Source organism: Streptomyces sp. NPDC029296 (assembly GCF_055569255.1).
The window spans coordinates 70,392-95,844 of sequence record NZ_JBVHXT010000004.1 but is presented as its reverse complement, the minus strand read 5'-3'; the positions used below and the strand labels follow the sequence as shown (position 1 = coordinate 95,844).

Here is a 25,453-nt window from a genome sequence, read left to right as displayed (position 1 = left end):
AGCTCCGACGGGCCGGCTGCCCCCGCGACCGGACGACAGGCCCCTCCGGGGCGAAGAGTGCCGCTCCGACCGGCTGCCCCCGCGACCGGGCGACGGCTCCCTCCGGGGTGGAGGAAGCGGCGCCGACGGGCCGGCTGCCCGCGCGACCGGGCGACGGGCCCCTCCGGGGCGAGGAGTGCCGCTCCGACCGGCTGCCCCCGCGACCGGGCGACGGCTCCCTCCGTCTGGGGAGGGCGGCTCCCACGGGTCGGCTGCCGGGGCGGTTCGGAGGGGAGCCGCAGGGGCCGGGGGTGGTGCCCGCGTCCTCGGTGGCGGTCGTCAGCGGACCAGTGGGGCGACCCGCTCCGCCGCGCAGCGTACGAAGCCCTCCGGGTCGGGTTCCTCGGCCGTCGGCTGGAGCACGACGGTGTCCGCGCCGGCCTCGGCCAGGCGCCGTACCGCCTCGGCCACCGCCTCCGCGTCCCCGGCGACGCCGTCGCTCGGGAGGGAGCTGGGGGCGGAACACGGCACCGAGTCCTGTCATAGCGTCCTTCCTGGTGGGGAGGACGGGAAAGGACGACGCGTTTACGGACCTGGGCGGTTGACGGCCGCGGAAGGGGAGGGCGGGGGCATGGGGCGCTGGCGGGACGGGCGGGGACGGCTGACCGTGCGGACGGACGCCGGGGAGGGGACGGCCGTCTCCGTTCCGCTGGAGATCTCGGCCTCCTACCGGGCCCGGACGAAGGGTCTGCTGGGCCGGGACGCGGTGGACGGGGCGATGCTGCTGTCGCCGGCGAGCGGGGTGCACACGTTCGGGATGCGGATCCCGATCGACGTGGCCTACCTGGACCGCCGCCTCGTCGTGATCGCCGTCCGCACGATGCCGCCGGGCCGCCTGGGTCTGCCGCGCCCGCGGGCCCGGCACGTGCTGGAGGCGGCGGCCGGGGCGATGGCGGGGTGGGGGGTGCGGACGGGCGTACGGGTGGAGGTACACATGGAGAGGGAGGCGGAGAGGTAGCCGGTGGTCACCGGCCGGTGCGGGGGAAGGACACCTCGACCCGGCGGTTCTTCTTGCGGCCCGCCTCGGTGGAGTTGTCGGCGATCGGGTACTGCTCGCCGTAGCCGCGGACTTCGAAGGTGATGGACGGGACGTTCAGAACCCGGTCCAGCACGGCCTGTACGGCGTCGGCGCGCCGCCGGGAGAGGGCGACGCCGTGGGTGGTGGTGCCGAGGCTGTCGGTGAAGCCGAAGACGCGGACCCGGGTGGCGTGCTGGGCGCGGATCTCCTCGGCGATGGTGGCGATGCGGGTCTTGGCCTCGTCGCCGACCGTGGCGCTGTCCTTGCCGAACAGCACCTCGGTCTGGAGCGCGAAGGTCACGTCGGCGTTGGTGTCCTCCCGCCGTTCGTCCCCGCTCTGCTCCTCCACGACCAGCTTGATGTCCAGCACCTTCGCCTCGGCGAGCGTGGCGCCCTCCGGGAGCCTGAGGTCGGGGTCGGTGGGGTCGACGTCGACGGGGGCGGCGGCGGTGGGTTCGGTGAGGGGGGGTTCACCGGGTCCGGCGCCGGCGGCCGGGGCGGCGGGCAGGTTCAGGACGCACAGCAGCAGGGCGCCGAGGAGGGCGAGGCGGGGTGTGGTGGTCACCGCGGGCCTCACCCGGAGACCTTGATGCCGGCGGAGGTGAACGTCGGCAGCTGGAAGTCCACCTCGGTCACCCCGGCAGGGGGCGCCGGGAACTGCATGAAGACGGCGAGGGTGGCGCCGGACTTCAGGGTCGTGAAGCCGGTCGTGGTCAGCGGCCGGCCCTCGGTGTCCCGCAGCACGTAGTACCGCTTCCTGCCCCGCGGGTCGACCAGCGTGGCCCCGCCCAGCGATCTGCCGTTCTTGATGATCTCGGTCTCGTTGCCGCTCAGCGCGGAGGGGATGACGGCGGTCCGGCCCCCGTCGTTCTTCAGCGTGCCGTTGACCGTCACGAAGCCGCCCGCGTCGCGTTCGGCGGAGGTGACCTGCAGCAGCAGGCCGTCCGACCCGCGCAGCTCGGCGAGCGGCCGGCCGGGGTCGTCCTCCTGGGTGCTCGGGTCCGGGTCGCCGGCCGTGGAGGCGGACGCCGGTCCGCGCGGCTTGTCCTGGCCGCCTCCGCTCCCCCCGCAACCGGCCGCACCGGCGGCCAGACCGGCCGCCACGGTCAGGGCGACCAGTCCCCTGCGGGCCCTCGCAGTGAACCGCATGCTCATCACTGTCGCTTCCTTCGTCATCGGTCGTTCGCCGGGGAGTCGGCCAGGTGGACGTCGAAGAGGTCCTCGGGCCCCGGCAGCTCCGTGGTGTCGTCCGGCTCGGGATGCCAGACCTTGTCCTCGCAGGTGAGCGCGGGCAGCGGGGTGTCCTCGGGCGGGTCGGCGCCCTCCTCGGGCGGCGCGGTCCCGTCCTCGGGCGGCGCGGTCCCGTCCCCCGGCGGTCCGGGCACGTCCTCGGGGGGCGTGCAGAGCGGTTCGATGACGGCCCTGGCGTGCGCTGTCGCGTGCACGTTCTCGGTGCCGGGCACGACGGAGTCGCCCACGGACTTGTTCGCCCGGGTGTCGACGGCATAGCTCAGCGGCGAGTCGGACGCGCAGCGCACCGTCGTCGCGTCGTTCCGCGCGGCGAGCTGGTCGGCGCGCCAGCAGGAGTCGTCGGCTCCCGCCCCCTCGAAGATGGCCTGCCAGCTCCCCGGGTCGTCCACGTTCGCCCGCCACAGGCCGGCGAGCTGGTCGCGGGTCTCCTGCGCCGCCGCCAGGGCCGCCGCGTCCGCCGCCGTCTGGGCGCCGCCGCGGTTCACGGCCGCCTGCCCGACCGCGAGGTAGGCCAACGCGAGAAAGAGCAGGCCCGCCACCACCGTGAGGTAGATGGGGAAGGCCTGCCCCGCGTCGTGCCGTAAGGAGATCAGCCGCCGGTGACCTCGGCGATCTTGTTGGTGATCGCGTCGTAGATCGACTGGCCGATGCTCGTGCCGGTGATCGCCAGGACGATCGCGACGACCACCGCGATGATGCCGAGGTACTCCACCGCGGTCTGTCCCCGGTCGCCGCGCGCGGCACGGGTCTGCAGATACGCGACGGTGGTGCGGAACCATTTGCTCACGGTCTTCCCCTCCAGCTTCGCCTCCGGTCCGCGCACCGTACGGCCGCACGCGCCCGGCCCCGAAGGGTCCCAGGGCCCAACCGCGGACCCATTCGCTCCGCCGCGCCGCCACCTCAGGCCACCCCCAGCCACTTCGCGGCCGCCTGGGACCTGGTCGTGCTCTGGAGCTTGGCGAAGATGCGGTTGATGTGGTTCTTGACCGTCTTCTCGCTGATGAAGCAGGCGGCGGCGATCTGCTGGTTGGTCATGCCGGACGCGATGAGGTCCATGATCTCCGCCTCCCTCGTACTCAGCCGGAACCGCGAGCGGAACGACTGTCCCACAGCTGATTGCAATCGCGAAAGAGACACGGCGTCGGAATTTGCCGTCATATCAACGGAGTTGGGATCAGCGTGTGCAGGTGCATCGGAGTGGAGGGACGACAGTAACGCCCTCGTCGCCCCGGGGGTGACGTGCGGACGGCCCTCCCGTACGTCGTGTACCGCCCGGATCAGCTGCTCCGTGGTGAACTCGCCGTGCACCAGGTATCCCCCCGCCCCCAGCCGCAGCGCCTCCCGCACGGTCTCCGTCTCGTGGCTGTAGGTGAGCATCATGACGGGGGCCAGCCGCACCAGGTGGGGCAACGCCGAGATGCCGTCCACGCCGGGCATGCGGACGTCGAGCAGGATGACGTCCGGCCGGTGCCGCAGCGCCGCCTCGTACGCCTCGCGGCCGTCCCCCGCCTGCGCCACCACCGTGGTCCCGGTCCCGGTGCCGTCCGAGAGCAGGGCCGCGAGGCCGGCCCGGACCACGGGGTTGTCGTCGGCGATCAGCAGCCGCAGCGGCGGGGCGGCCGGGGCCGGCGGCGGGAAGCCGGACAGGGATCGCATGGTGCCTCCTCTCAGGGGGTGCCGGGTGCGCGGGGCGCGGGCCCGGACAGGGGGATGTCGAGGCGTACCTCCGTGCCCCGGGGGTGCGTGCCCCGGCCGACGCGGATGCGGGCGCCCGCCTGCGCGGCCCGCTCGACCATGCCGAGCAGCCCGAAGTGCCCGCACTCGCGCAGCCGCTCCAGGGTGGTGCCGGGCGGCAGGCCGGTGCCGTCGTCGTGGAGGGCGAGGCTGAGCAGGTGCCCCTCGACCGACGCCCGTACGTCCACCCGCGCGGCGGACGCGTGGCGGTGGGCGTTCTCCAGGGCCTCGGTGGCGATGGCGAGGACGTGCCGGGCCACCGGCGCGGGCGGCGGCGGGAAGGGGGCGGGGTCGTCCGCCGGCCAGTGGCAGACGACCTCCAGGCCCGTGCGCCGGGCGAACTCCCCGGCCCGGCAGGCGAGGCCCTGCCAGAACGGGACCTCCCGCGGCGGGTCCCGGCGCAGGTCCGCCAGCAGCTCCCGGGACTCCGCCGCCGCCCGGCGCGCCGAGCGGGACACCAGCTCCGCCTGCTGCCGGATGCGGGCGGGGTCCGGGGCGCCGGCCGAGGCGGTCGCGGCCAGCCCGTCCGCGGCCAGGGCCACGCCGTACAGGGTCTTGGCCACCGAGTCGTGCATCTCCCTCGCCAGCCGGGCGCGTTCGGCGCTGACCGCCTCCGCCGCCGCGAGCCGGGACCGGGCCTCGGCGAGGGCCTGGGTCGCGGCGCCGAAGCGGAGCATCAGGTTGCGCAGGGTCGAGCCCATGGCGCCGGCGACGACGCACAGGCCGGGCAGCAGCAGGGCCTGCGCGACGGGCTCGGGCCGGCCTGCCTTCAGGGCGGTGTGGACCAGCAGCAGGATCAGGGCCTGGAGCGAGGCGAAGCAGGCCGCGCCGCGCCAGCCGTAGACCAGGCCGGCCAGCAGCGGGGTGCAGACACCGACGTAGGCCAGGGTGGTGTCCGGGCCCGCCGAGACCAGGAGGAAGGCGCCGAAGAGGGTGTCGGCGGCCAGCAGGACGGGGTGGCGCAGCAGGAGGGGACCGAAGCGCTCCCAGTCCCGGAAGAGGACGTAGGACACCATGACGGTGACGACCACGGCCGTGCCGGCCAGGCGGACGCCCAGGCCGGGGGCGGCGTGCAGGAGGGCGGCGGGAGCGGATACGACGATCATGGCGAGCCGGAACCCGAAGACCTGCCGGCACATCGCCTGAAGGGCGCTGACCTGGAGCTTCTCGGAGGGCTCGGCCGGCGGCGCGACGCCGCGGGCCGCTTGGCGCACCCCGCGCCGGTGCCATGCCCGGCGGCGTCCGCCACCCGTCTCCGTCCGGCGCGCCCCACGCCCGGGCCACGCCCGGCCCGTCCCGCGCAGCCGCTCCAGGAACCGCACCCCCCTCCCCGTCGCCCCCATCGCCGTCATGCCCGTCCTCACTTCCCGGTGAGCGAGCCGAAGTCCACGCCGGAGCCGAGCAGCAGGCCCGCGCCCAGCAGCAGCATCGTCGCCGGGACCATGAACGTGGTGATCATCAGCGTGGCCTTGGGCACCGCGCGCGCGGCCTTGCGGCGGGCGTTCTGGGCGTCGGTGCGGCGCATGTCCTTGGCCAGGGAGACCAGGGTGTCCACGATGGGCGCGCCCAGCTCCTCGCCCTGCTGCAACGCCGTCACGAACATCGCCACCTGCTCGGAGTCGTTGCGCCGGCGCAGCTCCGCGAAGGCCTCGCGGCGGCTCATGCCGAGGTCCATCTGGCGCAGGGTGATGCGCAGTTCGTCGGCCCAGGGGCCCTCGTAGCGGGCGGCGACCCGGTCCAGTGCCTGCCGGAAGCCGAGGCCCGCGCTGACCACCACGGCGAGCACGTCCAGGAAGTCGGGCAGGGTGCGTTCGATGACGTGTCTGCGGACCCGGATCGCCGACCAGAGGCCGACCTCGGTCCACAGTGCCCCGAAGGCGAGCAGGAGCAGCGCCACGAACCACTGGCCGCGCAGCAGGAAGGCCAGGAAGCCGACGCCGCCCAGCGTGCCGTAGACGGCGCGGCGGGCCGCGTAGCGGTCGATGGTCAGGCCGCCCGGGTTGCCGGCGAGGTCGATCCTGCGGCGGTAGCGGGCGACGAGCCGCGGGCCCATCAGGCGCAGCACCAGCGGTGCCCAGCGCATGCCGAGGCGGTCGACGACCGAGCCGACCGCGCCGGTGCGGGTGGCGCCGACCTCCAGGGCGACGGCGAGGTCGGCGGGCAGCCGGGCGTCGGCGCGGTACATGCGCAGGCCGGCGAAGACGCCCCAGACACCGGCGCCCATCAGCAGGGCGAGCAGGAACTCCACGGGTCACCTCCCTCAGACGTCGATGCGGCTCAGCCGGCGGATCAGGACGAAGCCGACGGCGTACATGACGAACGCGACGATCACGCAGACCTGGCCGGCCGGGGAGCCGGTCATGCGGTCGAGCGCGCCGTCCTTGACGCCGTTCATCAGGAACAACGCGCCGACCCCGAGGACGGGTACGGCATAGGAGGTCATGGTCACCTGGGAGAGCTGGGTGCGGATCTCACGCCGGGTCTCCTTGCGCTCCTCCAGGGTCTCGGTCAGGTTGCGCAGCGCCGAGACCACCTGCCCGCCCGCCCGGTTGGACAGCACCAGGGTGGTGACCAGCACGACGAGTTCCCGGGAGGGCAGCCGGCCGGCCAGCTCGCCGAGGGCGTCGTCCAGGGAGTGGCCGATGGCCAGCTGGTCGGCGACCTTGGCCAGTTCCTCGCCGGCCGGGGCCTCCAGTTCCTCCGCGGCCATGCCGATCGCGGTGCGCAGGGCGAGCCCGGCGTGGGTGGCGTTGGCGAGGATGCGGGCCAGCTCGGGGAGCTGGCCGATGAAGCGTTCGATGCGTTTGCGGTGCTGCCAGCCGAGGAACTGGAAGGCCGCCCAGACGCCGAGGAGTCCGGCGAGCGGGCCGAAGAAGGGCGCCAGGGTGGCCTGGCCGATCAGCCAGAGCGCGGCGACGGCGGCGAGCACGGCGGCGGTGAACTCGCCCGGGGTGACGTCCAGTCCGGTCGCCGCGAGGCGCCGCTCCAGCCGGCGGCCGGCCCGGGTGCGGCGCAGTCGCCGGTCCAGGGCGGCGAAGCGGCGTCGGCGGCCGGCGGCGGGCGGCGCCCCGGTGAGCGCGAGGCGGTCCACGAGGGCGGCGCGCCGGGCCCGGCCGGAGGCGTAGGCGTGCGCGCCGGCCACCGCCAGGACGCAGGCCAGCAGGGTGACGCCGGTGGTGAGCTGGGCGAGGGTGCTCGGATCCATGGTCGGGGGTCCTACCTGGCTTCTCGGGTGGCGAGCTGGTCGGCGGAGCGGGCCACGCCGAAGGCCTGCGGGAGGGGCTGGCTCGCCATGTAGAGGCGGTCGGCGGTGCGGCGCGGGAGCGGGAAGTGGCGGAAGGCGCCGTGGACGCGGCCGTCCGGGGTCATCGGGCGGGCCTCGAAGCGGGCGGCGGTGGCCAGCCGGTAGGGCTCCCCGCCGTGGCTGTCGAGCAGCGCGATCTCGGTGATGCGGCGGGCGCCGTCGGCGAACCGGGTGAGCTGGACGAGGACGTCGACGGCGCTGTTGATCTGGTCGTGCAGGGCGATGAAGGGGACCTCCACGTCGGACATGGAGGCGAGGGTCTGCAGCCGGGTGAGGGCGTCCTCGGCGCTGTTGGCGTGCACGGTGGCCAGTGAGCCGTCGTGGCCGGTGGACATGGCCTGGAGCATGTCCAGGGACTCGCCGCCGCGGACCTCGCCGACGACGATCCGGTCGGGCCGCATGCGCAGCGAGTTGCGGACCAGGTCGCGGATGGTGACCTGGCCCTTGCCCTCGACGTTCGGCGGGCGGGACTCCAGGCGGACCACGTGGGTCTGCTGGAGCTGGAGTTCGGCGGAGTCCTCGATGGTGATGATCCGCTCGTGCGGCGGGATCAGCCCGGACAGGGCGTTCAGCAGGGTCGTCTTGCCGGTGCCGGTGGCGCCCGAGACGATGATGTTGAACTTGGCCTGCACCAGGGCGGCCAGCAGGTACACCATGGGCTCGTCCAGCGAGCCGAGGCCGATCAGCTCCTGGAGGGTGAAGGAGCGCGGGAAGCGGCGGATGGTGAGCACCGGTCCGGTCAGGGACAGCGGCGGGATGATGACGTTGACGCGCTCGCCGGACGGCAGCCGGGCGTCCACCATCGGGTTGGACTCGTCCACCCGGCGGTTGACCGTCGACACGATCCGCTCGATGGTCTGCATGAGCTGGTCGGCGGAGACGAACCGCAGGGGCAGCTGTTCGACCCGGCCGCCGCGCTCCACGAAGATCGCGTCGGGTCCGTTCACCATGATCTCGGTGATGGACGCGTCCTCCAGCAGCGGTTCCAGGATGCCGAGGCCGAGCGCCTCGTCGACCACCCGGCGGATCAGCTGGGCCCGTTCGGTGGTGGACAGGACCGGTCCCTCGCGGCTGATGATGTGCCCGAGCACCCGCTCCAGGCGGGCCCGGCGCTCGGCGGCGGCCAGCGCGCTCATCTCCGCGAGGTCGATCTCCTCCAGCAGCTTGGCCCGGTAGGAGGCGACCAGGTGTCCGTCCTCGCCCCGGCTGCCGTGCTCCTCCGGTGCGCTGATGCGTGCCCGCAGGCTCATGGGTCTGCCTTCCTCGGTCAGTGGTCGAGCGGCATGGTGGCGGACTTGGTGGCGTCGCCGAGGTCCCACACCAGGGCGGGGATGCGCACGGTGGCGGTGACGGTCACCGCGTCGTCCCCCGCGGCGGCCGAGCAGGACACCTCCAGCACGCCGCTCACCGCGTCGGCGCACGCCTGGGCGTAGGACCGGTCGAGGGACGCCGCCCTGGCCCCGGCGCGGGCCGCCGTACCGGCCTGTTCGGCGGCGTAGGCGACGGCGCCGAGCTGGACGCCGGCCAGCCCGACGATCAGCAGGACGGGGAGGAACCCCAGGTATTCGAGGGCGACCTGGCCCCGGTCGCGCTGCCCGCGCTTCGGCATCTCAGCGCTTCACCTCCTCGACGGCTCCGGCGTGGCCGTGCACGGTGGCGGGGAAGGAGATCAGGCCCGGGAAGAGGACCGGGACCTTGAGGGAGACATCGGCCGTGACATAGCCGGACGCGTCGCACCGCACCGCCGCGTCCGCGCGCCAGGCCCCCGACAGGTGTGCCAGCCCCGCCTCGGCGCACGCGGCCTGCCGCGCGCCGCCCCGGGGGGCCGCCGTGCCCGCCCGCACCGCCTCGTCGGCGGCGTTCCCGGCGAGCGTGAAGGTGTAGCCCACCAGCACGGCCTGCCACATCAGCACCAGCGTCAGGAGGATGAGCGGGGTCATCCCGAGCAACTCGACGCTGACCTGTCCCCGGTCCCCGTCCGGCCTTCTCATGGCACCGCTCATTCCTTCCGCCGCCGGAAACCCACCGCTGCCCGGCCGGCTCCGCGATGGGTGGGCTGTTCGGCCGCCCTGGCCAGCCCGAGTTCCGCCGCGAGCGCCCACAGGGCCTGTTTCACCGTGCTCCTGCCGTCGAGTTCGTGGAGCCGTCCGGCGTCCACCACGGCCTGCAGTTCCCTGAAGCCCGCGGGTACGGCGGTCCGGGCCAGCGCGGTGCCGGTGATGCGCTGCACCAGCGCGGGCTGGATCTCCGCACCGCGCGTGTGCCGGTTGACGACGACCGTGGTCTCCTCGGCCTTGCGGATCTGGAGCCGGTCCCACATCCGTACGGTGCGTTTGGCGGCGCGTACGGCGATCACGTCCGGGGTGGTGACCAGCAGCGCGGTGTCGGCCATCTCGACGGCCGCCGCGCCGGCCCCGCCGAGCTGGGCGCCGCAGTCCACGACGACGACCTCGTAGCGGGCGCGCAGGGCGCCGACGAGCTGGCGGGCGGCCCGGTCGGTGACCTCCTCGCCGCGTTCGCCCTCGGCGGGGGCGAGCAGCAGGGCGAGGCCGGTGTCGTGGCGGAAGACGGCGTCGGCGAGCACGCGCGGGGAGATGTCGGTGATGGCGGCGAGGTCGGCCACCGACCGGCGGAACTGGATGTCCAGGTAGGAGGCGATGTCGCCGCTCTGCAGGTCGAGGTCGGCCAGCGCGGTGGCGCGCCCGGATGCCTGGGCGGCCAGGGCCAGCTGGATCGCGGTGAGCGTGGCGCCGACGCCTCCCTTGGCGCCGCTGACCGTGACGACGGTGCCCCCGGCCCCGGCCGGCGCCTCGGCCCCGTGCCCGAGGTGCCTCCGTACCCCGGCCGACCACTGGGCGACGGCCTGGACCCGGCCGGCCAGTTCCTCGTACGACAGCGGGAGCCCGACCAGGCCGCGGGCGCCGGAGTCCATGGCGGCGGCGAACAGGCCGGGGCTGGCGTCGCTGGTGACGAGGACGACGCCGGCGGCGGGGAAGCGCAGGGCGACCTCGCGGATCAGCTCCAGGGCCGGGACGGGGCCGATGCGTTCGTGGACGACGACCACCTCGGGCAGTTCCCCGACCGACTCGGCGGCCAGCCGGGCGAGGGTGTCCACCAGCTGGGTGGAGTCGGTGACCGGGGGCTGCGGTTCGGCGTCGGGGAGCTGGCTGAGCAGGGTGGTGAGGGAGCGGACGGCGTCCGGGTCCGCGCCGGCCGGGAGGATCCTGGTGGGCATGGCCGCCTCTCACTTGTCCGTCGCGAGTTCGTAGGTGCGGTCCCGGTCGGGGACGCCGGTCTCGCTGCCGGGGGCCACGAGCGCGAGCCGGACGCGCTGGGCGAAGGACTCGGCGTAGGTGATGCGCTGGGCGTCCAGGGTGGACAGCGCGAAGGTGATGGGGACGGCGTCGGTGGGCCGCCGCCGGCCGTCGTCGTCGGAGTCGAGGACGGTGATCCGGCCGACGTCGAGGACCCGGGCGTTGGTCACGATGATCTTCGACTGGTCCGGGTCGCCCTCCTTGGGCCCCTCGAAGGTGGCGTAGACGTTGACCCGGGAGCCGGGGGTGATCTTGCCGGCCACGCCGGTCGCCGCGTCGATCATGATGGCGACCTCCTGCTGGCCGGGCCGGAGGGCGGGCCGGTCGACGATCATGTCGGTCTGGAGCAGGGAGCCCGTGCGCAGGGTGGTCACGGCGATCTTGCCGCGGATCTGCCCGAGATCGGTGACGGCGTTGCCGGACAGCCACCGCCTGGGCATCTCGATCTTCTCGAACTGGCCGGCGTCCAGGGTGGTGTACGGCTTCACCTCGGACCTGACCCGGTAGGCCGTGGTCTCGGGCCCGACCTTGGAGTTCACGTCGTGGATGACGGAGAGCACGCCGGCGAACGCGCCCAGGGCGCACAGGGCCGACAGGATCAGCAGTATCACGCCGCGGCGCTGACGGGAGTTCATGAACCGTGCAACCTCATTGGGGGAATCGGTCGAGCGGGACGGGTCAGGTTCGCGGGGGCCGGGCGGGCGTGCGCGGTTCCAGGGCGCGGGGTGGGGCGGGGGCGGGCGGGGCGGCGCCGCAGAAGACGCAGCGGTCGCCTATGACGTCGAGGCCGCACCAGTGACACGTGGTCTGCCGTACGGAGGTGACCAGTTGGTACAGGACGGACAGGTCGGCGAGGTAGCCGCAGAACTCGACCAGGCGGCCGGTCCCCCACCACACCGCGGACTCGGCGGGCAGCGGGGCCTCGCGCAGCCCGTGCACGCCCCACCGGGTGCCGAGCGCGGTGACCCACTCGCTGTGCGGCTGGCCCTTGGCGACCAGCATCCAGGTGCCGAACTCGGGACCCTTCAGCGTGGCTTCGGGGCGGGCCCGGACCAGCTGCGGTTCGGGGTGGGCGAGGACGGCGAACTGGCTGCCGGGCACCCAGGACCTGGCGTGCGCCTTCAGGCCGACCGGGACCCGGTCCAGCCGGGCGACGGAGCCGAGGACGGCGCCGGCGTGGATGTAGTGGGTGAGCAGCCGGCCGGCGGAGGCGAGCACGCCCGGGCTCAGGTCGCAGGAGGCGAGCTGGCGTAACTGCCGGGCCAGGACGGCGACGCCGAGCGGGGGCAGGCCGGGCCGGAAGAGGGCGACGCGGTCGCTCTCCAGCAGCGCGCGCAGGGTGCGCAGCCGCCGGACGACGGGCTCCGGGGTGGCCTCGGAACAGACGACGACCACGTATCCGTACTGCTCGACGAGCCGGTGGAGTCCGGTGAGCCCCTCGTCCAGCGGACCGCTCTCGAGGCCGGTCAGCACGACGGCGGGCACGGTCCGCTCGTCCTGCGCCGGCAGCGCCATGTCGGCGCTGGTCACGGCAATGGCTGTTGGCACGCAGCTCTCCGCTCTTCACACCCGCCGGCCCACCGGGGTCGCTCCGGTGCACCAGGACGACTTCATTGCGTGACTACCCGAGCACTGTATCCACGGCCGTATGGCCGGAGAACAGCGTGAGGGAAGCCGGTGGGGAACTCTCCCGCCGCAAGCCCCGCCAAACCAGGACAGGTTGAACCGCCGCCGCGGAACCGTTTTGGTCTGGACCTCTTGACACCCCGATTGGTCTGGACCAACTTGTAGGGCGAGCGGTGGCCACCGTCCTCTCCCTTCCTCTCCCCTCCTCCCTCCCCGCCCACTCCCCACCGGAGGCTCCAGTGGACCGCGCACCAGGCATACCCAGACCCACCGGACGACGCATCGCGGCGTGGTCCGCCGCCACCGCCCTGGCCCTCTCGGTCGCGGGCCTCGCCGCGGCCACGCCCGCCTCGGCGGCCGACGTCAACAACGTGAAGAACGCGGGCTACGAGTCGGGCCTCGCCAACTGGACGTGTACGGCGGGCAGCGGCGCGACGGTCACCTCCCCCGTGCACGGCGGCACCGGCGCCCTGAAGGCGACCCCGGCCGGCCAGGACACCGCCAAGTGCTCCCAGGCCGTCGCGGTCAAGCCCAACTCGACGTACACGCTGAGCGCGTGGGTCCAGGGCGGCTACTCCTACCTGGGCGTGACGGGCACGGGCACCACGGACGTCTCCACGTGGACCCCCGACACGCCCTCCTGGAAGCAGCTCCAGACGACGTTCACGACCGGCTCCTCCACCACCTCGGTCACGGTCTACACCCACGGCTGGTACGGCCAGGCGGCCTACTACGCCGACGACATCTCCGTCTTCGGCCCCGACGGCGGCGGTGGCGGCGAGCCTGCCCCCACGGTCCCGGCGGCCCCCGCCGGCCTCTCCGTGGCCGGTACGACGTCGTCCTCGGTCTCCTTGTCCTGGTCGGCGGTGACCGGCGCGACGGGCTACAACGTCTACCGCGACGGCACGAAGGTCACGGCGGTGTCGGGCACGTCGGCGACGGTGTCCGGCCTCACGGCCTCGACGGCGTACTCGTTCCAGGTCACGGCCACCAACGCGGCCGGCGAGTCGGCGAAGTCGGCGACGGTGACCGGCACGACGACCTCCGGTTCGGGCGGCGGTGGCGGGGGCGGCGGCTCGCTGCCCAAGCACGCGGTGACCGGCTACTGGCAGAACTTCAACAACGGCGCGACCGTGCAGAAGCTGTCGGACGTCCCCTCCGCCTACGACATCATCGCGGTGTCCTTCGCGGACGCCACGTCCACGCCGGGAGCGGTGACCTTCAACCTGGACTCGGCCGGCCTCGGCGGGTACACGGTCGACCAGTTCAAGGCGGACCTCAAGGCCAAGCAGGCGGCCGGCAAGAAGGTCATCATCTCGGTCGGCGGCGAGAAGGGCTCGGTGTCGGTCAGCGACGCGAACTCGGCCGCCAACTTCGCGAACTCCGTGTACGGCCTGATGCAGACGTACGGCTTCGACGGCGTCGACATCGACCTGGAGAACGGCCTGAACGCGACGTACATGACGCAGGCCCTGCGGTCGCTGTCCGCGAAGGCGGGCCCGTCCCTGATCATCACGATGGCCCCGCAGACGATCGACATGCAGTCGACGTCGAACTCGTACTTCAAGACGGCCCTGAACGTCAAGGACATCCTGACGGTCGTCAACATGCAGTACTACAACAGCGGTTCCATGCTGGGCTGTGACGGCAAGGTCTACAGCCAGGGCACGGTCGACTTCCTCACCGCGCTGGCCTGCATCCAGCTGGAGGGCGGCCTGTCCCCGTCCCAGGTCGGCCTCGGCCTGCCGGCCTCCACCCGCGCGGCGGGCGGCGGCTACGTCTCCCCGACGGTCGTCAACAACGCCCTGGACTGCCTGACGAAGGCCGCCAACTGCGGCACCTTCAAGCCGTCCAAGACCTACCCCGACCTGCGCGGCGCGATGACCTGGTCCACCAACTGGGACGCGGCCTCGGGCAACGCCTGGTCCAACGGCGTGGGAGCCCACGTCCACGCCCTCCCGTAACCGACCGACCCCGTCCCCACCCGGCGCCCGGACCACCCCACGGTCCGGGCGCCGTCGCGTATGCCCGGGGTGGCCGGTCCCGATCGCCCGGCGGGCTGTCGCGTTGAACCCGTCACCGGGGGGATGTGATGATCCCGGCCATGGCCGAACACGGGGGAGAAACCGACTCGCTGGGGCATGCCCGCAGGTCACGCCTGTACGACTATGTGGACACGGACGAGCCCGGCCGGCGAGGAGCCGCCGAGGGGGCCGCGCGCGGGGAGCGTGGGTTCGCGGCGTTGCTGGGTGCGTTCCGGCGTACGGCCGTCCTGGTGCCGCTCGATCCGGTGTCCGGGAGTCCGCTGGCCGCCGATCTGGGCGGGGTGCGCTGGTTCTACGCGTTCTCGGACGAGGGGGCGTTGGCGCGGTTCGCGGTGGCGCGGGGTGAGGGGGCGCGGGAGTGGGTGTATCAGCGGTGGCTGGGGGCGCGGTTGCTGGATGCGGCGGTGGTGGCGGTGGGGGTGCCGTGCGGGGTGGCGCTGGACTGTGCGGACGGTGAGCGGGGGACGGTGTTTCCTCCGGTGCGGGGGGTCGTGCCGGGCGGGGTGGCGGTGGACGTCGACGGCGGGGCGGGGGACGTGCGGTGAGCGGGGCCGGCGGTAAGGACCTGGCGACGCAGGGTCTGGATCTGATCGCGAAGGGGCTGACCGAGGCGCTGGGGGAGCTGGGGGAGCTGGGCATGGACAGTCTGGCGGGGGCCGGCCGTGGTTTCGGTGATCTCGCGCTGTCGGGTCTGGAGCTGGGTCACGAGGGGTTGACGGGCGAGTTCACGTCGTTCTGTGAGCGGTGGGAGTGGGGGGTGCGGGCGCTGGTCGCCGAGGGCAACGCCTTCGCGGAGAAGGCGGGGCTGGCGGCGGGCACGTACTACGAGACGGACCAGTACGTGAAGGGTGCCTTCAAGGTCGTGGTGAACGCGTCGGTCGGCAATCCGTACGCCTCCGAGGAGGAGGTGCAGAGGATGAGCGTGGGGGAGATCGCCGCGTCGGGCGGGGGGACGGACTACGGCGGGGAGTCGTTCCGTGAGGCGTGGGCGAACAGTGAGCAGGGCTGGAAGGACGCCGCGCGTGATGCGCTGACCTCGCATTCCTCCGTTGTGCCGGGTGTGGGACCGGCCGAGGTGATGGACGCCGCCGGGGTGGGGCGGGAGCGGTACGAGGCGATGCTGGACGATGCCCTCGGCCCTTCCCCGGAGGCCCGTGCCGAAGCCGCCGCGGAGCAGGGCGGGGAGGGCTGATGGGCATCGGGGATGTGACCAACGAGCTCCTCGGCGGCGGGGAGCGGCTGGTCGACCGGGGCAAGAAGCTCGTCGGCGAGGGTGTTGACTACACCACGGACAAGATCGGTGACGGCCTGGACTACGTCGGGGCGCACCAGTGGGCCGATGTGGTGGAGGACTGGGGGGACGGGGTCGCCTCCGATCTGGGGGCGACGCCGGGTGAGCAGCGGCTCGGTGAGAGTGAGGAGGCGAACGAGCTCGTCCACGGCAGTCCGGTAAGGATCCGGGAGAGCGCGAAGCACCTGCGGGACTTCCACCGTGCGTTCGACAAGGTCGGCCAGGGGCTGAAGAAGGTCGATTCCTCGGGCTGGCGGGGTGAGGGTGGTGACGCCTTCCGGGAGAAGTTCGGCGTGCACCCGGCCAGGTGGGCGCAGGCCGCCGAGGCGTGCGGGGCGGCGGCGGAGGCGCTGGAGTCGTACGCCGACACGGTGAAGTGGGCGCAGGGCCAGGCCGGGGAAGCCGTCCGCCTGTACAGGAAGGGCGTGAAGGCGTCCAGGGACGCGTTCGAGGCCCACAAGGAGAAGGCCGCCGCCTACAACGCGAAGGTGGAGGCGGGCGAGGACCCCGGCCCCCGGCCGAGCGGGTTCCAGGACCCCGGCAAGGCCGACGTCCAGGCCGCGCACCACAAGCTGGCCCAGGCCCGCGAACAGCGCAACACCGCCGCCACCGAGGCCCAGGGCAAGGTCAGGACGGCCCTGGCACACGCTCCCGCCGAGCCCCCGCCGCTGGAGCGCATCAAGAGCGACCTGTCCGACGGTGCCCTGTCCGCCGGTATCGAACTCACCCACTTCGCCGGGGGCATCGTCAAGGGCACGGCCGGTCTGGGCACCTTCGTGCGCGGCCTGAATCCCGTCGACCCCTACAACCTCAACCACCCGGCCGCGTACCTGCAGAACGTCAGCATGACGCTCTCCGGCCTCGTCTCCACCGCCGCCCACCCCGAACAGACCGCCAAGACCATGTGGGAGGAGTTCCGCAAGGACCCCTCCGAGTTCGGCGGCCGCTTCGTCCCCGAACTCCTCGGCACCAAGGGCCTCGGCGTGGAAGCGGGGGTGGCCAGGGAGGCGGCGGCACAAGCGGGCCTGGCGCGGAAGGCCGCGCAGACGGCGGCCCGGGAGACCCGAGCCGGGGCGGAGGGCACGGCCGGGAGGTCGGCCCGGGACACCGTCGAGAACGACCCGCCGAAGCACTCACACGACCAGAACAGCACCAAGGGCTGCGGCGACCCGGTCAACGTGGCCACCGGCAGGATGTACCTGTCGCAGACGGACGTCACCCTCCCCGGCGCACTCCCCCTGCTGCTGACCCGCCGGGTGGAGTCCGGATACCACCTGGGCCACTGGTTCGGTCCCTCCTGGTCCTCCACTCTGGACGAGCGCCTGGAGATCGACGCGGAGGGCGTCGTCTACGTCACGGAGGACGGTCTCCTCCTCTCGTACCCCCACCCGGCGCCGGGCTTGCCCACACTGGCGGGCCACGGCCCCCGCCTCCCCCTCGACCGGGTGGACGGCGGCTACACGGTCACGGACCCGCACACCGGCCGAGTGCGGCACTTCGCCGACCGGGGCCCCGCCCTGGCGGTACTGGAGCAACTGGACGACCGGAACGGCAACTGGATCACCTTCGAGTACGACACCGAGGGCACGCCGCTCGGCGTGTACACGAGCGCCGGCCAGGGCGTTCGCATCACGACGGAATCGGGCCGCGTCACTGCGTACCACCTGGCCGCGACCGGCGAGGAACTGAAGCGCTTCGGCTACACGGACGGCGACCTCACGGAGGTCGTGAACTCCTCCGGCCTGCCGCTCCGCTTCACCTATGACGAAGCCGGCCGCGTCACCTCCTGGGCGGACACGAACGACCGCGGCTACACCTACGCGTACGACGACCAGGACCGCTGCGTCGCGGAAGCCGGCGAGGCGGGCCACATGGCCCTGCGCCTGGCCTACGGCGACCCGGAGCCGGAGACGGGCCTGCGGACGACGACGGTGACGACGGCCGAGGGCCACACCCGACGCTACCTGGTCAACGACACCTGGCAGGTGGCCGGGGAGACCGACCCGCTCGGCGCGACCACCCACTACCGCCGGGACCGCCACCACCGCCTGCTGTCCACGACGGATCCCCTGGGCCACACGACGGCGTTCGAGTACGACGACGCGGGCCACCTCACCCGGGTGGTCCGCCCGGACGGCCGCGAGGCGAGAGCGCGGTACAACGCCCTCGGCCTGCCGGTGAAGGTGGTGAACCCGGACGGCACGGTGATCCACCAGACCTACGACGACCGGGGCAACCGCACCTCGGTGACGGATCCGGCCGGCCGGACCACCCGCTTCACCTACACGGAGGCCGGCCACCTGACGTCGGTGACGGACCCGTCAGGCAACACCACCACGGTCGTCTGCGACCGCACGGGCCTCCCGGTGCAGGTGACGGACCCCCTGGGCGCGACCACCCGCTACGAACGCAACGCCCTCGGCCTCCCGACAGCGATCACGGACCCGTTGGGTGGTGTCTCCCGCCTGGAGTGGACGGTGGAGGGTTGGCTGACCCGCCGCACGGCCCCCGACGGCAGCACGGAGTCCTGGACGTACGACGGCGAGGGCAACTGCACCACCCACACCGACCCCCTCGGCGGCGTCAACCGCTTCGAGTACACCCACTTCGACCTGCTGACGGCCCGCACGGGCCCGGACGGCGTCCGCTACGAATTCACCCACGACACCGAGTTACGCCTGACGAAGGTCACCAACCCGCAGGGGCTGACGTGGGAGTACGCCTACGACCCGGCCGGCCACCTGATCCGGGAAACGGATTTCGACAACCGCACCCTGACCTACGAGTACGACCCGGCAGGCCGTCTGACGACACGGCGCAACGCGCTGGGCGAGGTGACGAGCTTCGAGCGTGACGCGCTGGACCGGGTGATGCGCAAGACCGTCGCGGGCCGGGTCACGACCTACGCCTACGACCTGACCGACCAACTCGCTCACGCGACCGGCCCCGACGGCACCACCCTGACCCTCCTGCGCGACCGCCACGGCCGCCTGCGCTCGGAGACGGTGGACGGCCGCACGGTGACGTACACGTACGACGCCCTGGGCCGCCGTACGAGTCGGGTGACCCCGACCGGGGCGGTGACGACGTGGTCCTACGACGCGGCGGGCCGCCGCACGGGCATGGTGGCATCGGGCCGCACGATCGACTTCACCTACGACGAGGCCGGGCACGAGCTGAAGCGCCTGGTCGGCGACAAGATCACTCTGCAGCACGCCTACGACACGATGGGCCGCCCGACGACACAGTCGGTCACCGGCGCAGGAGGCCGTAGAGTCCAGCACCGGGCCTACACCTACCGGGCCGACGGCAACCTCACCGCCATCGAGGACGAGTTGTCCGGCCCCCGCCGCTTCGACCTCGACGCCACCGGCAGGGTGACGGCGGTCCACGCGGCCGGCTGGACGGAACGCTACGCCTACGACGAGGCGGGCAACCAAACCCAGGCCACCTGGCCGGCGACCCACCCGGGAGCGGAGGCGACGGGCCCCCGCGCCTACACCGGCACCCGCATCACCCGAGCCGGCAACGTCCGCTACGAACACGACGCCCTCGGCCGCATCACCCTCCGCCAGAAGTCCCGCCTGTCGCGTAAGCCGGACACCTGGCACTACGAGTGGGATGCGGAAGACCGCCTCACCTCGGTGGTCACCCCCGACGGCACCCGATGGCGCTACACCTACGACCCCCTGGGCCGCCGCACAGCCAAACTCCGCCTGGCCGAAGACGGCGAAACGGTCGCGGAACGGGTGGACTTCACCTGGGACGGCACCACCCTCTGCGAACAAACGACAAGGTCTGAGGCTTTCCCCCACCCGATCACTCTGACCTGGGACCACCAGGGCCTACGCCCCCTCGCCCAAACAGAACGCATCACGGCAGCAGAAGCACCCCAACAGGAGATCGACTCCCGCTTCTTCGCCATCATCACCGACTTGGTCGGCACCCCGACCGAGCTGCTGGACGACCAGGGCCGGATCGCCTGGCACACCCGAAGCACCCTCTGGGGCACGACGGCGTGGTCGACAAACAGCACCACCTACACCCCCCTACGCTTCCCAGGCCAGTACTACGACCCAGAAACCGGCCTCCACTACAACTACTTCCGCCACTACGACCCGGAAACGGCCCGTTACCTCAGCCCCGATCCCCTCGGACTTGCACCCGCCCCCAACCCCGCGACCTACGTCCACAACCCACATGCCTGGACCGACCACCTTGGGCTTGCCCCGGACGAGTGCCCGGATGAGGTTCAATCGATCTATAAAGCCCCCCAGAGGGGCCAGGGTGACTTGCAGGAGCAGCATGGCTACCGAGCCGAGGACTTCCCCGGGGGTCCCGACGACCCATACATGAACGGCCTTGTCTACTTCGCCAAGGAAAGGCAGCTGGCAGAAATATATGCAAAACATTACGGCGAAGGCGTGATAGAGATCCAGATCCCAATGAGAGAATATCTTGAGATATTTTCCCGACACGAGCACCCGTACGAAGGGGGCCCACTTACCGAACTAGAGATACCGAACACAGCAGTCGAGGAACTCAACCAGTACCCGAGGATTCGCCACAGGTGAGCAGCGAAAAGCAGTGGGAAGAAGCAAAGTACCTATACCCCCTGGGGGCAGCGGTGCGAGCAACAGTAAAGGTCAAGGCCCCGTTCGGAGCGTTCCTGGATCTTCCGGGAGCTCCAGGAGTTATCGGTTTTCTCGATATTGCATCCTACAATCCGGCGGCCGGTCCCTGCCCCGCACCTTTGCCAGATGTAGGTTCCCCTGTGGACGGGGTCGTCTCATTCCATAATGAGCGTGACAAGCAGATCCGAGTCAGAGTTGGCCCTGCGGTCCACCACATCGCCAACAAAGGGACACTCGATCGCGACTGAACGTGATCGATAAGTGACAGTCAACAAAGGGGAGCAGGAGGTTTTATGTCGTTCGGGCCACCGCCTGCCGGGTTTCCTCCTGTCGCCGCCCCCGCCTGGACTCCCCCGTCGGAGATCGAGCAGGCGCTGTTCGAGGCCAAGGGGCGGGGGGACTGGGCCGCGTACTTCGGGGCGCTTGCTCAGGCGCGGTTGTTCTTCGAGATAGAGAAGAGCGGGGCGGATGCCACGCCCAGTGCTACGTACGCCCTCTTCGGGCACGACCCCAGGGTCGCCGGCGGGCGGATCTGGGCCGTGTACACCGAGGGCATGCTGCCCGCGCCGGAGCCGCACCGGGTTTTCGACTGGAACCGCCTGGAGTGGTTCGCCAAGGTCTGGCAGCCGACCGACCCGCCGATGATCGTCGTCAATCCGGGGAGCCCGTGCGAGGCGTTCCTCCCCTCCGCGCCGCCCCATTCCGCGGCCTGGGCCCAGTACGGGGAACAGGCCCCGCCGCGGGACCGGTCGATGCGGCTGCGCACCCTCCGCGTCGGCGCCCCCCTGCACGGCCCGGTCGCCCACGGACTCGCCTGCGGTGCCCTCCTGTGCGTCAACAACGGCTCCTTCTGGAACGGCATGGCCTGGCACGGCACCGGCTATCCGGACGAGCGGAAGCGGCTGAACGAATGGTGGGGCATCACCACCCGCGAGCAGTGGCAGTACTGTCTCCGCGACCTCCTCGCCTGCGAACAGCACAGCTCCGTCTGGGACTTCGCCCTCGGCCTGCGCCGCACCATCGCCCGCGACTTCGGCGGCCACGTGGACACCGGCTACTGGCGCCAGGCCGCCGCCCACGTCATCCGCGCCAGGTCCGAGGGCTCGGTCGTGGTCGGCGAGGACGGGGTCACCAAGACCGAGCCCCGGCCCGCGTCCGAGGTCGAGGCGCACATCGAGGGCGTGCAGCGGCTCATCGGGCGCATCACCCGCTACGAGGCCCGGATGCGGGCCGACGGCGTGCTCGACGGCAACCAGTACGTCTCGTCCGTCGACGCCTGGGACCTCGGCCGCGCCTCCAAGATGGCCCGGTGGGGACTGGGCGCCCGCCTCGGCACCCTCAAGGAGGCCGAGGCGGCCGTCCTCCAGGCCGGCCGGGCCGCCGCGCTGTCCTACAAGTCCTGGCAGGACTTCTCCGCCGGCTACATCCTCGGCCGCTGCCTCCACTTCGACGACGAGGAGTTCGGCGACTGGTACCAGAACATGGCCGAGGCCCACCGCATCCTGATGTCCGACCCCGGCAGCCCCTGGCTCACCCTTCCGTTCCGGTGAGGACCGGGAACCCCGGCCGGTTTCCGTCGGCACCCTGTCGGCGCACTTGACCTGTGCATGCCCGACCCCCACCATGAGCGCCAATCCGCACAGCGAGACCACAGCGAACCCACAGGGCCCCACGAACGGCCCCCAGAGGTTCGTATCCGCACGTCGCACGGGAACACCCCCTCCAACCCCCACAAGGAGCGTTCATGCGACTTCGCAGACGGGCCGCCGGGCTCGGCGCACTGCTGGCCCTCGCGCTCGCCGCGCCGGTCTCGGCCGGTCTCGACCAGGCCGGCGCCGACAGCGTGCAGAGGGCCGCATCAGGCGACGACGGCATCCGGCAGTACGAGATCCACCAGCGCACCACCCCCGTGACCCGTACGGCCATCCAGTCCGCGGGTGTCACCGTCGACGAGGCCGACGAGGAGAGCGTCGTCGTCTCCGGGCGGGAGGGGCAGATCAAGAGGCTCCGCCGGATGGGGTACGACGTCCAGCCCCTGGGGGCCGCTCCCCAGCGCGGGCAGGCCCGGCTGTACGACTTCCCGAGCGCCGACTCGAAGTACCACAACTACGCCGAGGCGAACGCCGAGATCGACCAGCGGCTCGCCGCCTACCCGGGCATCATGAACAAGCGGGTGATCGGAAAGTCGTACCAGGGCCGGGACATCATCGCCATCAAGGTCAGCGACAACGTCGCCGCCGACGAGGACGAGCCCGAGGTGCTGTTCACCGCGCACCAGCACGCCCGCGAACACCTGACCGTGGAGATGGCGCTCTACCTGCTGCGCGAACTCGGCGCGGGATACGGGTCCGACTCCCGGATCACCGGCCTCGTCGACAGCCGCGAGATCTGGATCGTCCCCGATCTGAACCCGGACGGCGGCGAGTACGACATCGCCAGCGGGTCGTACCGGTCGTGGCGGAAGAACCGGCAGCCCAACTCAGGTTCCACGAACGTGGGTACGGACCTGAACCGGAACTGGAACTACAAGTGGGGCTGCTGCGGCGGGTCGTCCGGGTCCACGTCCTCCGAGACCTACCGCGGGTCCGCCGCCGAGTCCGCGCCCGAGGTGAAGGTGGTCGCCGACTTCGTGCGCGGCCGGGTCGTCGGCGGCAAGCAGCAGATCACGGCCGGGATCGACTTCCACACCTACAGCGAGCTGGTGCTGTGGCCGTTCGGGTACACCTACGCGGACACCGCCACCGGGATGACCGCCGACGACGCCGCCGCGTTCCAGGCCGTCGGGCGGAAGATGGCCGCCAGCAACGGGTACACCGCCGAGCAGTCCAGCGACCTGTACATCACGGACGGGACGATCGACGACTACCTGTGGGGTACGCAGAAGATCTTCAGCTACACCTTCGAGATGTACCCGGCCTCGTCCTCGGGGGGCGGGTTCTACCCGCCCGACGAAGTCATCGAGCGGGAGACCTCCCGTAACAAGGACGCCGTGTTGCAGCTGCTGGAGAACGCCGACTGCATGTACCGGTCGATCGGCAAGGCCGCCCAGTACTGCTCCTAGCGGCTACGCCTCCTCGAAGTAGGCGTCGAGCACCGCGTCCAGCTGCTCGTCCCACTCCTTGAAGCGCGCCCTGGCCGGCGCCTCGATCTCGATCGGGAACCAGCGGCGGTCAGGGGTGTGCACGGTGACGGTGAACCGCTTGCCGAAGCGGGCGCTCTCCGTCTCCACCGCGGCGATCTCGTCCCAGCGGAACTCACAGGCCTCCTCGTCCAGGCTGAGGCGGACCCCCTTGCGGTCGGCCACGATCCGCGCCCGCCGGTCCGCCGCCTCGAAGACCGGTCCGTCGGCCGCCGGTTCCCCGGCCGGCTCCTCCGCGGATTCCCCAGGGGCCTCCTGAGGTACCTCCTCGGGGTCCGCCGGGGCCGCCTCGTCGCGCGGGCCCGACGGGTCCGCCGACTCCTCGGCCACCGGCCCGGCCTGATGCGGCGTCGGCCCCGTGATCCCCGGGATGAAGGCCGGGTCGAAGCCGGCACCCGTCACGGGCTCGGTCCTGGGCGGCTCGACCTTCGCCGGCTCGCTGCTCGATCCTATGCGCTGCTCCACGGCGGCAGTATGGACGACTTCCCTGTGCCGGAACCAGTCAGCCCACGAACACGCCGTGGAACCGGTCAGCTCACGAACACCCCGGCCACCACCGCCACCGCGAACCCCGCCAGCGACAACACCGACTCCAGGACCGTCCAGGAGCGCAGTGTGTCCCGTTCGCTGATGCCGAAGTACTTGGCCACCATCCAGAAGCCGCCGTCGTTGACGTGCGAGGCGAAGATGGAGCCCGCGGAGATGGCCATGATGACGAGCGCGGCGAACGCCTGCGAGTGTCCGCCCTCGGACAGCAGCGGGGCCACGATGCCCGCCGTCGTCACGATCGCCACCGTCGCCGAGCCCTGGGCGACCCGCAGCACGAGCGCGATCAGGTACGCCAGGACGATCACCGGCAGCCCGACGCCGTGGAAGGTGTCCGACAGGGCCTGGGCGACCCCGCCGGCCTTGAGCACGGCGCCGAAGATCCCACCCGCGCCCACCACCAGCAGGATGTTGCCGACCGGCTTCAGGGAGGCGGTCGACACGGTCTCCAGGGACTTGCGGGACCAGCCGCGGCGGATGCCGAGGAGGTAGTAGGCGAGCAGCAGGGCGAGGGTGAGGGCGACGAAGGGGTTGCCGAAGAACTCCAGGACCGAGCGGAGCGGGGAGGGGTCGAGGGCGATCGAGGAGAACGTGGCCGCGAGGATGAGCAGCAGGGGCGTGCCGATGATGGTGAGGACCGTGGCCAGGGGTACCGGGGTCTCCCTCGGCGTCACGCCCTGCGCGCGCTGCTCGGCCGCCACCGCCCTCTTGGCTTCCTCGGCCGCCTCCACCATGTCCTGCGGTACGGCGACGAAGATCCGCTTTCCGGCCCAGGCGGCGTACGCCCAGGCGGCCAGCACGGCGGGGAGACCGCAGACGATGCCCATGAGGACGACCCAGCCGAGCTGGACGTGCAGCAGTCCGGCGGCGGCGACCGGGCCGGGGTGCGGCGGCAGGAAGGCGTGGGTCATGGACAGGCCGGCGAGCAGCGGGAGGCAGTAGAGCAGGACCGACTTGCCGGATCGTTTCGCTGCCGCGTAGACGATCGGGGCCAGGACGAAGATGCCCACGTCGAAGAAGACGGGGATGCCGAAGAGCAGGCCGGTCAGGCCCATGGCGAGCGGGGCGCGGCGCTCGCCGAACAGGGCCAGCAGGCGTGCGGCCAGCACCTCGGCGCCACCGCTGACCTCGAGGATCGCGCCGAGCATCGTACCGAGGCCGATGATGATGGCGACGTGGCCGAGGATGCCGCCCATGCCGGACTCGACGGTGGAGACGGCGTCGGAGCGCTGGACGGTGCCGAAGAGTTCGGTGACCGAGAGGCCGGCCAGCAGGCCGACGGCTATGGAGACGGCGAGCAGGGCCACGAAGGGCTGGAGCCGGACCTTGATGATCAGGAAGAGCAGCAGGGCCATGCCCAGGGCGGCGACCGTGAGCAGGCCGGGCGTGCCGTCGACGAGGAGGAGCAGGCCCCCGGTGTGGGGTGGCGCGGTGGGAGCGGAAGCGGCGAGCGGAGCGGACATACGGGGGTCCTCTACGTAAATGCATCGTGCTTTCGGGCAGGGAGGAGCG

At 72.1% G+C, this 25,453-nt stretch carries 23 protein-coding genes and 1 pseudogene; 7 read left to right on the top strand and 17 right to left on the bottom strand.

All coding sequences use genetic code 11. From position 1 onward, the window contains the following. Positions 1 to 318: 318 nt before the first annotated feature. A pseudogene (locus ACZ4W9_RS04890) lies at positions 319 to 483 on the bottom strand (LLM class flavin-dependent oxidoreductase); the annotation flags it as partial. A 127-nt stretch (positions 484 to 610) separates the two neighbouring features. On the opposite strand from ACZ4W9_RS04890, the gene ACZ4W9_RS04885 reads away from it, so the two are divergent. Continuing rightward, entirely contained in the window at positions 611 to 997 is a 387-nt protein-coding gene (locus ACZ4W9_RS04885) for a DUF192 domain-containing protein (RefSeq protein ID WP_467933223.1), read from the top strand. A gap of 7 nt (positions 998 to 1,004) precedes the next feature. On the opposite strand, the gene ACZ4W9_RS04880 is transcribed toward ACZ4W9_RS04885, so the two are convergent. From ACZ4W9_RS04880 to ACZ4W9_RS04815, 14 genes are all read right to left on the bottom strand, one after another. Then, complete coding sequence (locus tag ACZ4W9_RS04880; RefSeq protein ID WP_467933222.1) at positions 1,005 to 1,622, bottom strand: OmpA family protein; 618 nt, start codon at positions 1,620 to 1,622, stop codon at positions 1,005 to 1,007. 8 nt (positions 1,623 to 1,630) lie between these two features. Next, positions 1,631 to 2,212 carry a hypothetical protein gene (locus tag ACZ4W9_RS04875; protein WP_467933220.1) on the bottom strand — a complete coding sequence of 194 codons (582 nt, stop codon included), beginning with the start codon at positions 2,210 to 2,212 and terminating at the stop codon, positions 1,631 to 1,633. A 17-nt stretch (positions 2,213 to 2,229) separates the two neighbouring features. Further along, positions 2,230 to 2,901: a pilus assembly protein TadG-related protein gene (locus ACZ4W9_RS04870; RefSeq protein WP_467933429.1), complete on the bottom strand. Its 672-nt coding sequence runs from the start codon at positions 2,899 to 2,901 to the stop codon at positions 2,230 to 2,232. Continuing rightward, complete coding sequence (locus ACZ4W9_RS04865) at positions 2,898 to 3,095, bottom strand: Flp family type IVb pilin (RefSeq protein WP_318201671.1); 198 nt, start codon at positions 3,093 to 3,095, stop codon at positions 2,898 to 2,900. The genes ACZ4W9_RS04870 and ACZ4W9_RS04865 overlap by 4 nt, the downstream gene beginning before the upstream one ends. Positions 3,096 to 3,208: 113 nt before the next feature. After that, on the bottom strand, positions 3,209 to 3,964 hold the full coding sequence (locus ACZ4W9_RS04860; protein ID WP_467933219.1) for a response regulator: 756 nt from the start codon (positions 3,962 to 3,964) through the stop codon (positions 3,209 to 3,211). A gap of 11 nt (positions 3,965 to 3,975) precedes the next feature. Further along, a complete protein-coding gene (locus ACZ4W9_RS04855) occupies positions 3,976 to 5,256 on the bottom strand; it encodes a sensor histidine kinase (protein ID WP_467933217.1) in 1,281 nt (426 codons plus the stop codon). A 146-nt stretch (positions 5,257 to 5,402) separates the two neighbouring features. Next, positions 5,403 to 6,290, bottom strand: coding sequence for a DUF5936 domain-containing protein (locus ACZ4W9_RS04850; RefSeq protein ID WP_467933216.1), 888 nt, complete (start codon positions 6,288 to 6,290; stop codon positions 5,403 to 5,405). Positions 6,291 to 6,302: 12 nt separating this feature from the next. Next, positions 6,303 to 7,247, bottom strand: coding sequence for a type II secretion system F family protein (locus tag ACZ4W9_RS04845; RefSeq protein WP_467933215.1), 945 nt, complete (start codon positions 7,245 to 7,247; stop codon positions 6,303 to 6,305). Positions 7,248 to 7,258: 11 nt separating this feature from the next. Then, positions 7,259 to 8,596, bottom strand: coding sequence for a CpaF family protein (locus ACZ4W9_RS04840; RefSeq protein WP_467933214.1), 1,338 nt, complete (start codon positions 8,594 to 8,596; stop codon positions 7,259 to 7,261). Between the two features lie 17 nt (positions 8,597 to 8,613). After that, positions 8,614 to 8,955: a TadE/TadG family type IV pilus assembly protein gene (locus tag ACZ4W9_RS04835; protein ID WP_467933212.1), complete on the bottom strand. Its 342-nt coding sequence runs from the start codon at positions 8,953 to 8,955 to the stop codon at positions 8,614 to 8,616. 1 nt (position 8,956) lies between these two features. After that, positions 8,957 to 9,337, bottom strand: coding sequence for a pilus assembly protein (locus ACZ4W9_RS04830; protein ID WP_467933211.1), 381 nt, complete (start codon positions 9,335 to 9,337; stop codon positions 8,957 to 8,959). A gap of 8 nt (positions 9,338 to 9,345) precedes the next feature. Beyond that, positions 9,346 to 10,581: an AAA family ATPase gene (locus ACZ4W9_RS04825; RefSeq protein WP_467933210.1), complete on the bottom strand. Its 1,236-nt coding sequence runs from the start codon at positions 10,579 to 10,581 to the stop codon at positions 9,346 to 9,348. 9 nt (positions 10,582 to 10,590) lie between these two features. Continuing rightward, positions 10,591 to 11,295: a Flp pilus assembly protein CpaB gene (gene cpaB, locus ACZ4W9_RS04820; RefSeq protein WP_467933208.1), complete on the bottom strand. Its 705-nt coding sequence runs from the start codon at positions 11,293 to 11,295 to the stop codon at positions 10,591 to 10,593. A 43-nt stretch (positions 11,296 to 11,338) separates the two neighbouring features. After that, the gene (locus ACZ4W9_RS04815; RefSeq protein ID WP_467933428.1) at positions 11,339 to 12,175 is read right to left on the bottom strand and encodes a hypothetical protein; all 837 of its coding nucleotides are present in this window, start codon (positions 12,173 to 12,175) and stop codon (positions 11,339 to 11,341) included. Positions 12,176 to 12,525: 350 nt separating this feature from the next. Between ACZ4W9_RS04815 and ACZ4W9_RS04810 the strand changes: the two genes are divergently transcribed. The 6 genes from ACZ4W9_RS04810 to ACZ4W9_RS04785 all read left to right on the top strand — a co-directional run bounded on the left by ACZ4W9_RS04810 (position 12,526) and on the right by ACZ4W9_RS04785 (position 23,317). Further along, positions 12,526 to 14,250, top strand: coding sequence for a chitinase (locus ACZ4W9_RS04810; RefSeq protein WP_467933207.1), 1,725 nt, complete (start codon positions 12,526 to 12,528; stop codon positions 14,248 to 14,250). 140 nt (positions 14,251 to 14,390) lie between these two features. Beyond that, positions 14,391 to 14,876 (top strand): hypothetical protein, encoded by a 486-nt coding sequence (locus ACZ4W9_RS04805; RefSeq protein ID WP_467933206.1) that lies wholly within the window; start codon positions 14,391 to 14,393, stop codon positions 14,874 to 14,876. Then, positions 14,873 to 15,523: a hypothetical protein gene (locus tag ACZ4W9_RS04800; RefSeq protein ID WP_467933205.1), complete on the top strand. Its 651-nt coding sequence runs from the start codon at positions 14,873 to 14,875 to the stop codon at positions 15,521 to 15,523. Before ACZ4W9_RS04805 ends, ACZ4W9_RS04800 begins: the two co-directional genes overlap by 4 nt. Continuing rightward, positions 15,523 to 20,196: a putative T7SS-secreted protein gene (locus tag ACZ4W9_RS04795; protein WP_467933203.1), complete on the top strand. Its 4,674-nt coding sequence runs from the start codon at positions 15,523 to 15,525 to the stop codon at positions 20,194 to 20,196. The genes ACZ4W9_RS04800 and ACZ4W9_RS04795 overlap by 1 nt, the downstream gene beginning before the upstream one ends. 353 nt (positions 20,197 to 20,549) lie before the next feature. Next, positions 20,550 to 21,806, top strand: coding sequence for a DUF1266 domain-containing protein (locus ACZ4W9_RS04790; RefSeq protein WP_467933202.1), 1,257 nt, complete (start codon positions 20,550 to 20,552; stop codon positions 21,804 to 21,806). A 194-nt stretch (positions 21,807 to 22,000) separates the two neighbouring features. Continuing rightward, entirely contained in the window at positions 22,001 to 23,317 is a 1,317-nt protein-coding gene (locus ACZ4W9_RS04785; protein WP_467933201.1) for a M14 family metallopeptidase, read from the top strand. A gap of 3 nt (positions 23,318 to 23,320) precedes the next feature. Here ACZ4W9_RS04785 and ACZ4W9_RS04780 read toward each other — a convergent pair whose 3' ends face one another. Both ACZ4W9_RS04780 and ACZ4W9_RS04775 read right to left on the bottom strand, forming a co-directional pair. Further along, entirely contained in the window at positions 23,321 to 23,860 is a 540-nt protein-coding gene (locus tag ACZ4W9_RS04780) for a hypothetical protein (protein WP_467933199.1), read from the bottom strand. Between the two features lie 65 nt (positions 23,861 to 23,925). Then, positions 23,926 to 25,404: a GntP family permease gene (locus ACZ4W9_RS04775; protein ID WP_467933198.1), complete on the bottom strand. Its 1,479-nt coding sequence runs from the start codon at positions 25,402 to 25,404 to the stop codon at positions 23,926 to 23,928. Positions 25,405 to 25,453 lie beyond the last annotated feature (49 nt).

What these genes read in the sequence shown, in the direction of transcription:
- ACZ4W9_RS04835 (WP_467933212.1), bottom strand. Translation starts at nt 8,955, where the DNA reads ATGCCGAAGCGCGGGCAGCGCGACCGGGGCCAGGTCGCCCTCGAATAC.
- ACZ4W9_RS04860 (WP_467933219.1), bottom strand. Translation starts at nt 3,964, where the DNA reads ATGCGATCCCTGTCCGGCTTCCCGCCGCCGGCCCCGGCCGCCCCGCCG.
- ACZ4W9_RS04775 (WP_467933198.1), bottom strand. Translation starts at nt 25,404, where the DNA reads ATGTCCGCTCCGCTCGCCGCTTCCGCTCCCACCGCGCCACCCCACACC.
- ACZ4W9_RS04805 (WP_467933206.1), top strand. Translation starts at nt 14,391, where the DNA reads ATGGCCGAACACGGGGGAGAAACCGACTCGCTGGGGCATGCCCGCAGG.
- ACZ4W9_RS04875 (WP_467933220.1), bottom strand. Translation starts at nt 2,212, where the DNA reads ATGAGCATGCGGTTCACTGCGAGGGCCCGCAGGGGACTGGTCGCCCTG.
- ACZ4W9_RS04785 (WP_467933201.1), top strand. Translation starts at nt 22,001, where the DNA reads ATGCGACTTCGCAGACGGGCCGCCGGGCTCGGCGCACTGCTGGCCCTC.
- ACZ4W9_RS04795 (WP_467933203.1), top strand. Translation starts at nt 15,523, where the DNA reads ATGGGCATCGGGGATGTGACCAACGAGCTCCTCGGCGGCGGGGAGCGG.
- ACZ4W9_RS04825 (WP_467933210.1), bottom strand. Translation starts at nt 10,581, where the DNA reads ATGCCCACCAGGATCCTCCCGGCCGGCGCGGACCCGGACGCCGTCCGC.
- ACZ4W9_RS04840 (WP_467933214.1), bottom strand. Translation starts at nt 8,596, where the DNA reads ATGAGCCTGCGGGCACGCATCAGCGCACCGGAGGAGCACGGCAGCCGG.
- cpaB (WP_467933208.1), bottom strand. Translation starts at nt 11,295, where the DNA reads ATGAACTCCCGTCAGCGCCGCGGCGTGATACTGCTGATCCTGTCGGCC.
- ACZ4W9_RS04885 (WP_467933223.1), top strand. Translation starts at nt 611, where the DNA reads ATGGGGCGCTGGCGGGACGGGCGGGGACGGCTGACCGTGCGGACGGAC.
- ACZ4W9_RS04830 (WP_467933211.1), bottom strand. Translation starts at nt 9,337, where the DNA reads ATGAGAAGGCCGGACGGGGACCGGGGACAGGTCAGCGTCGAGTTGCTC.
- ACZ4W9_RS04815 (WP_467933428.1), bottom strand. Translation starts at nt 12,175, where the DNA reads ATGGCGCTGCCGGCGCAGGACGAGCGGACCGTGCCCGCCGTCGTGCTG.
- ACZ4W9_RS04845 (WP_467933215.1), bottom strand. Translation starts at nt 7,247, where the DNA reads ATGGATCCGAGCACCCTCGCCCAGCTCACCACCGGCGTCACCCTGCTG.
- ACZ4W9_RS04790 (WP_467933202.1), top strand. Translation starts at nt 20,550, where the DNA reads ATGTCGTTCGGGCCACCGCCTGCCGGGTTTCCTCCTGTCGCCGCCCCC.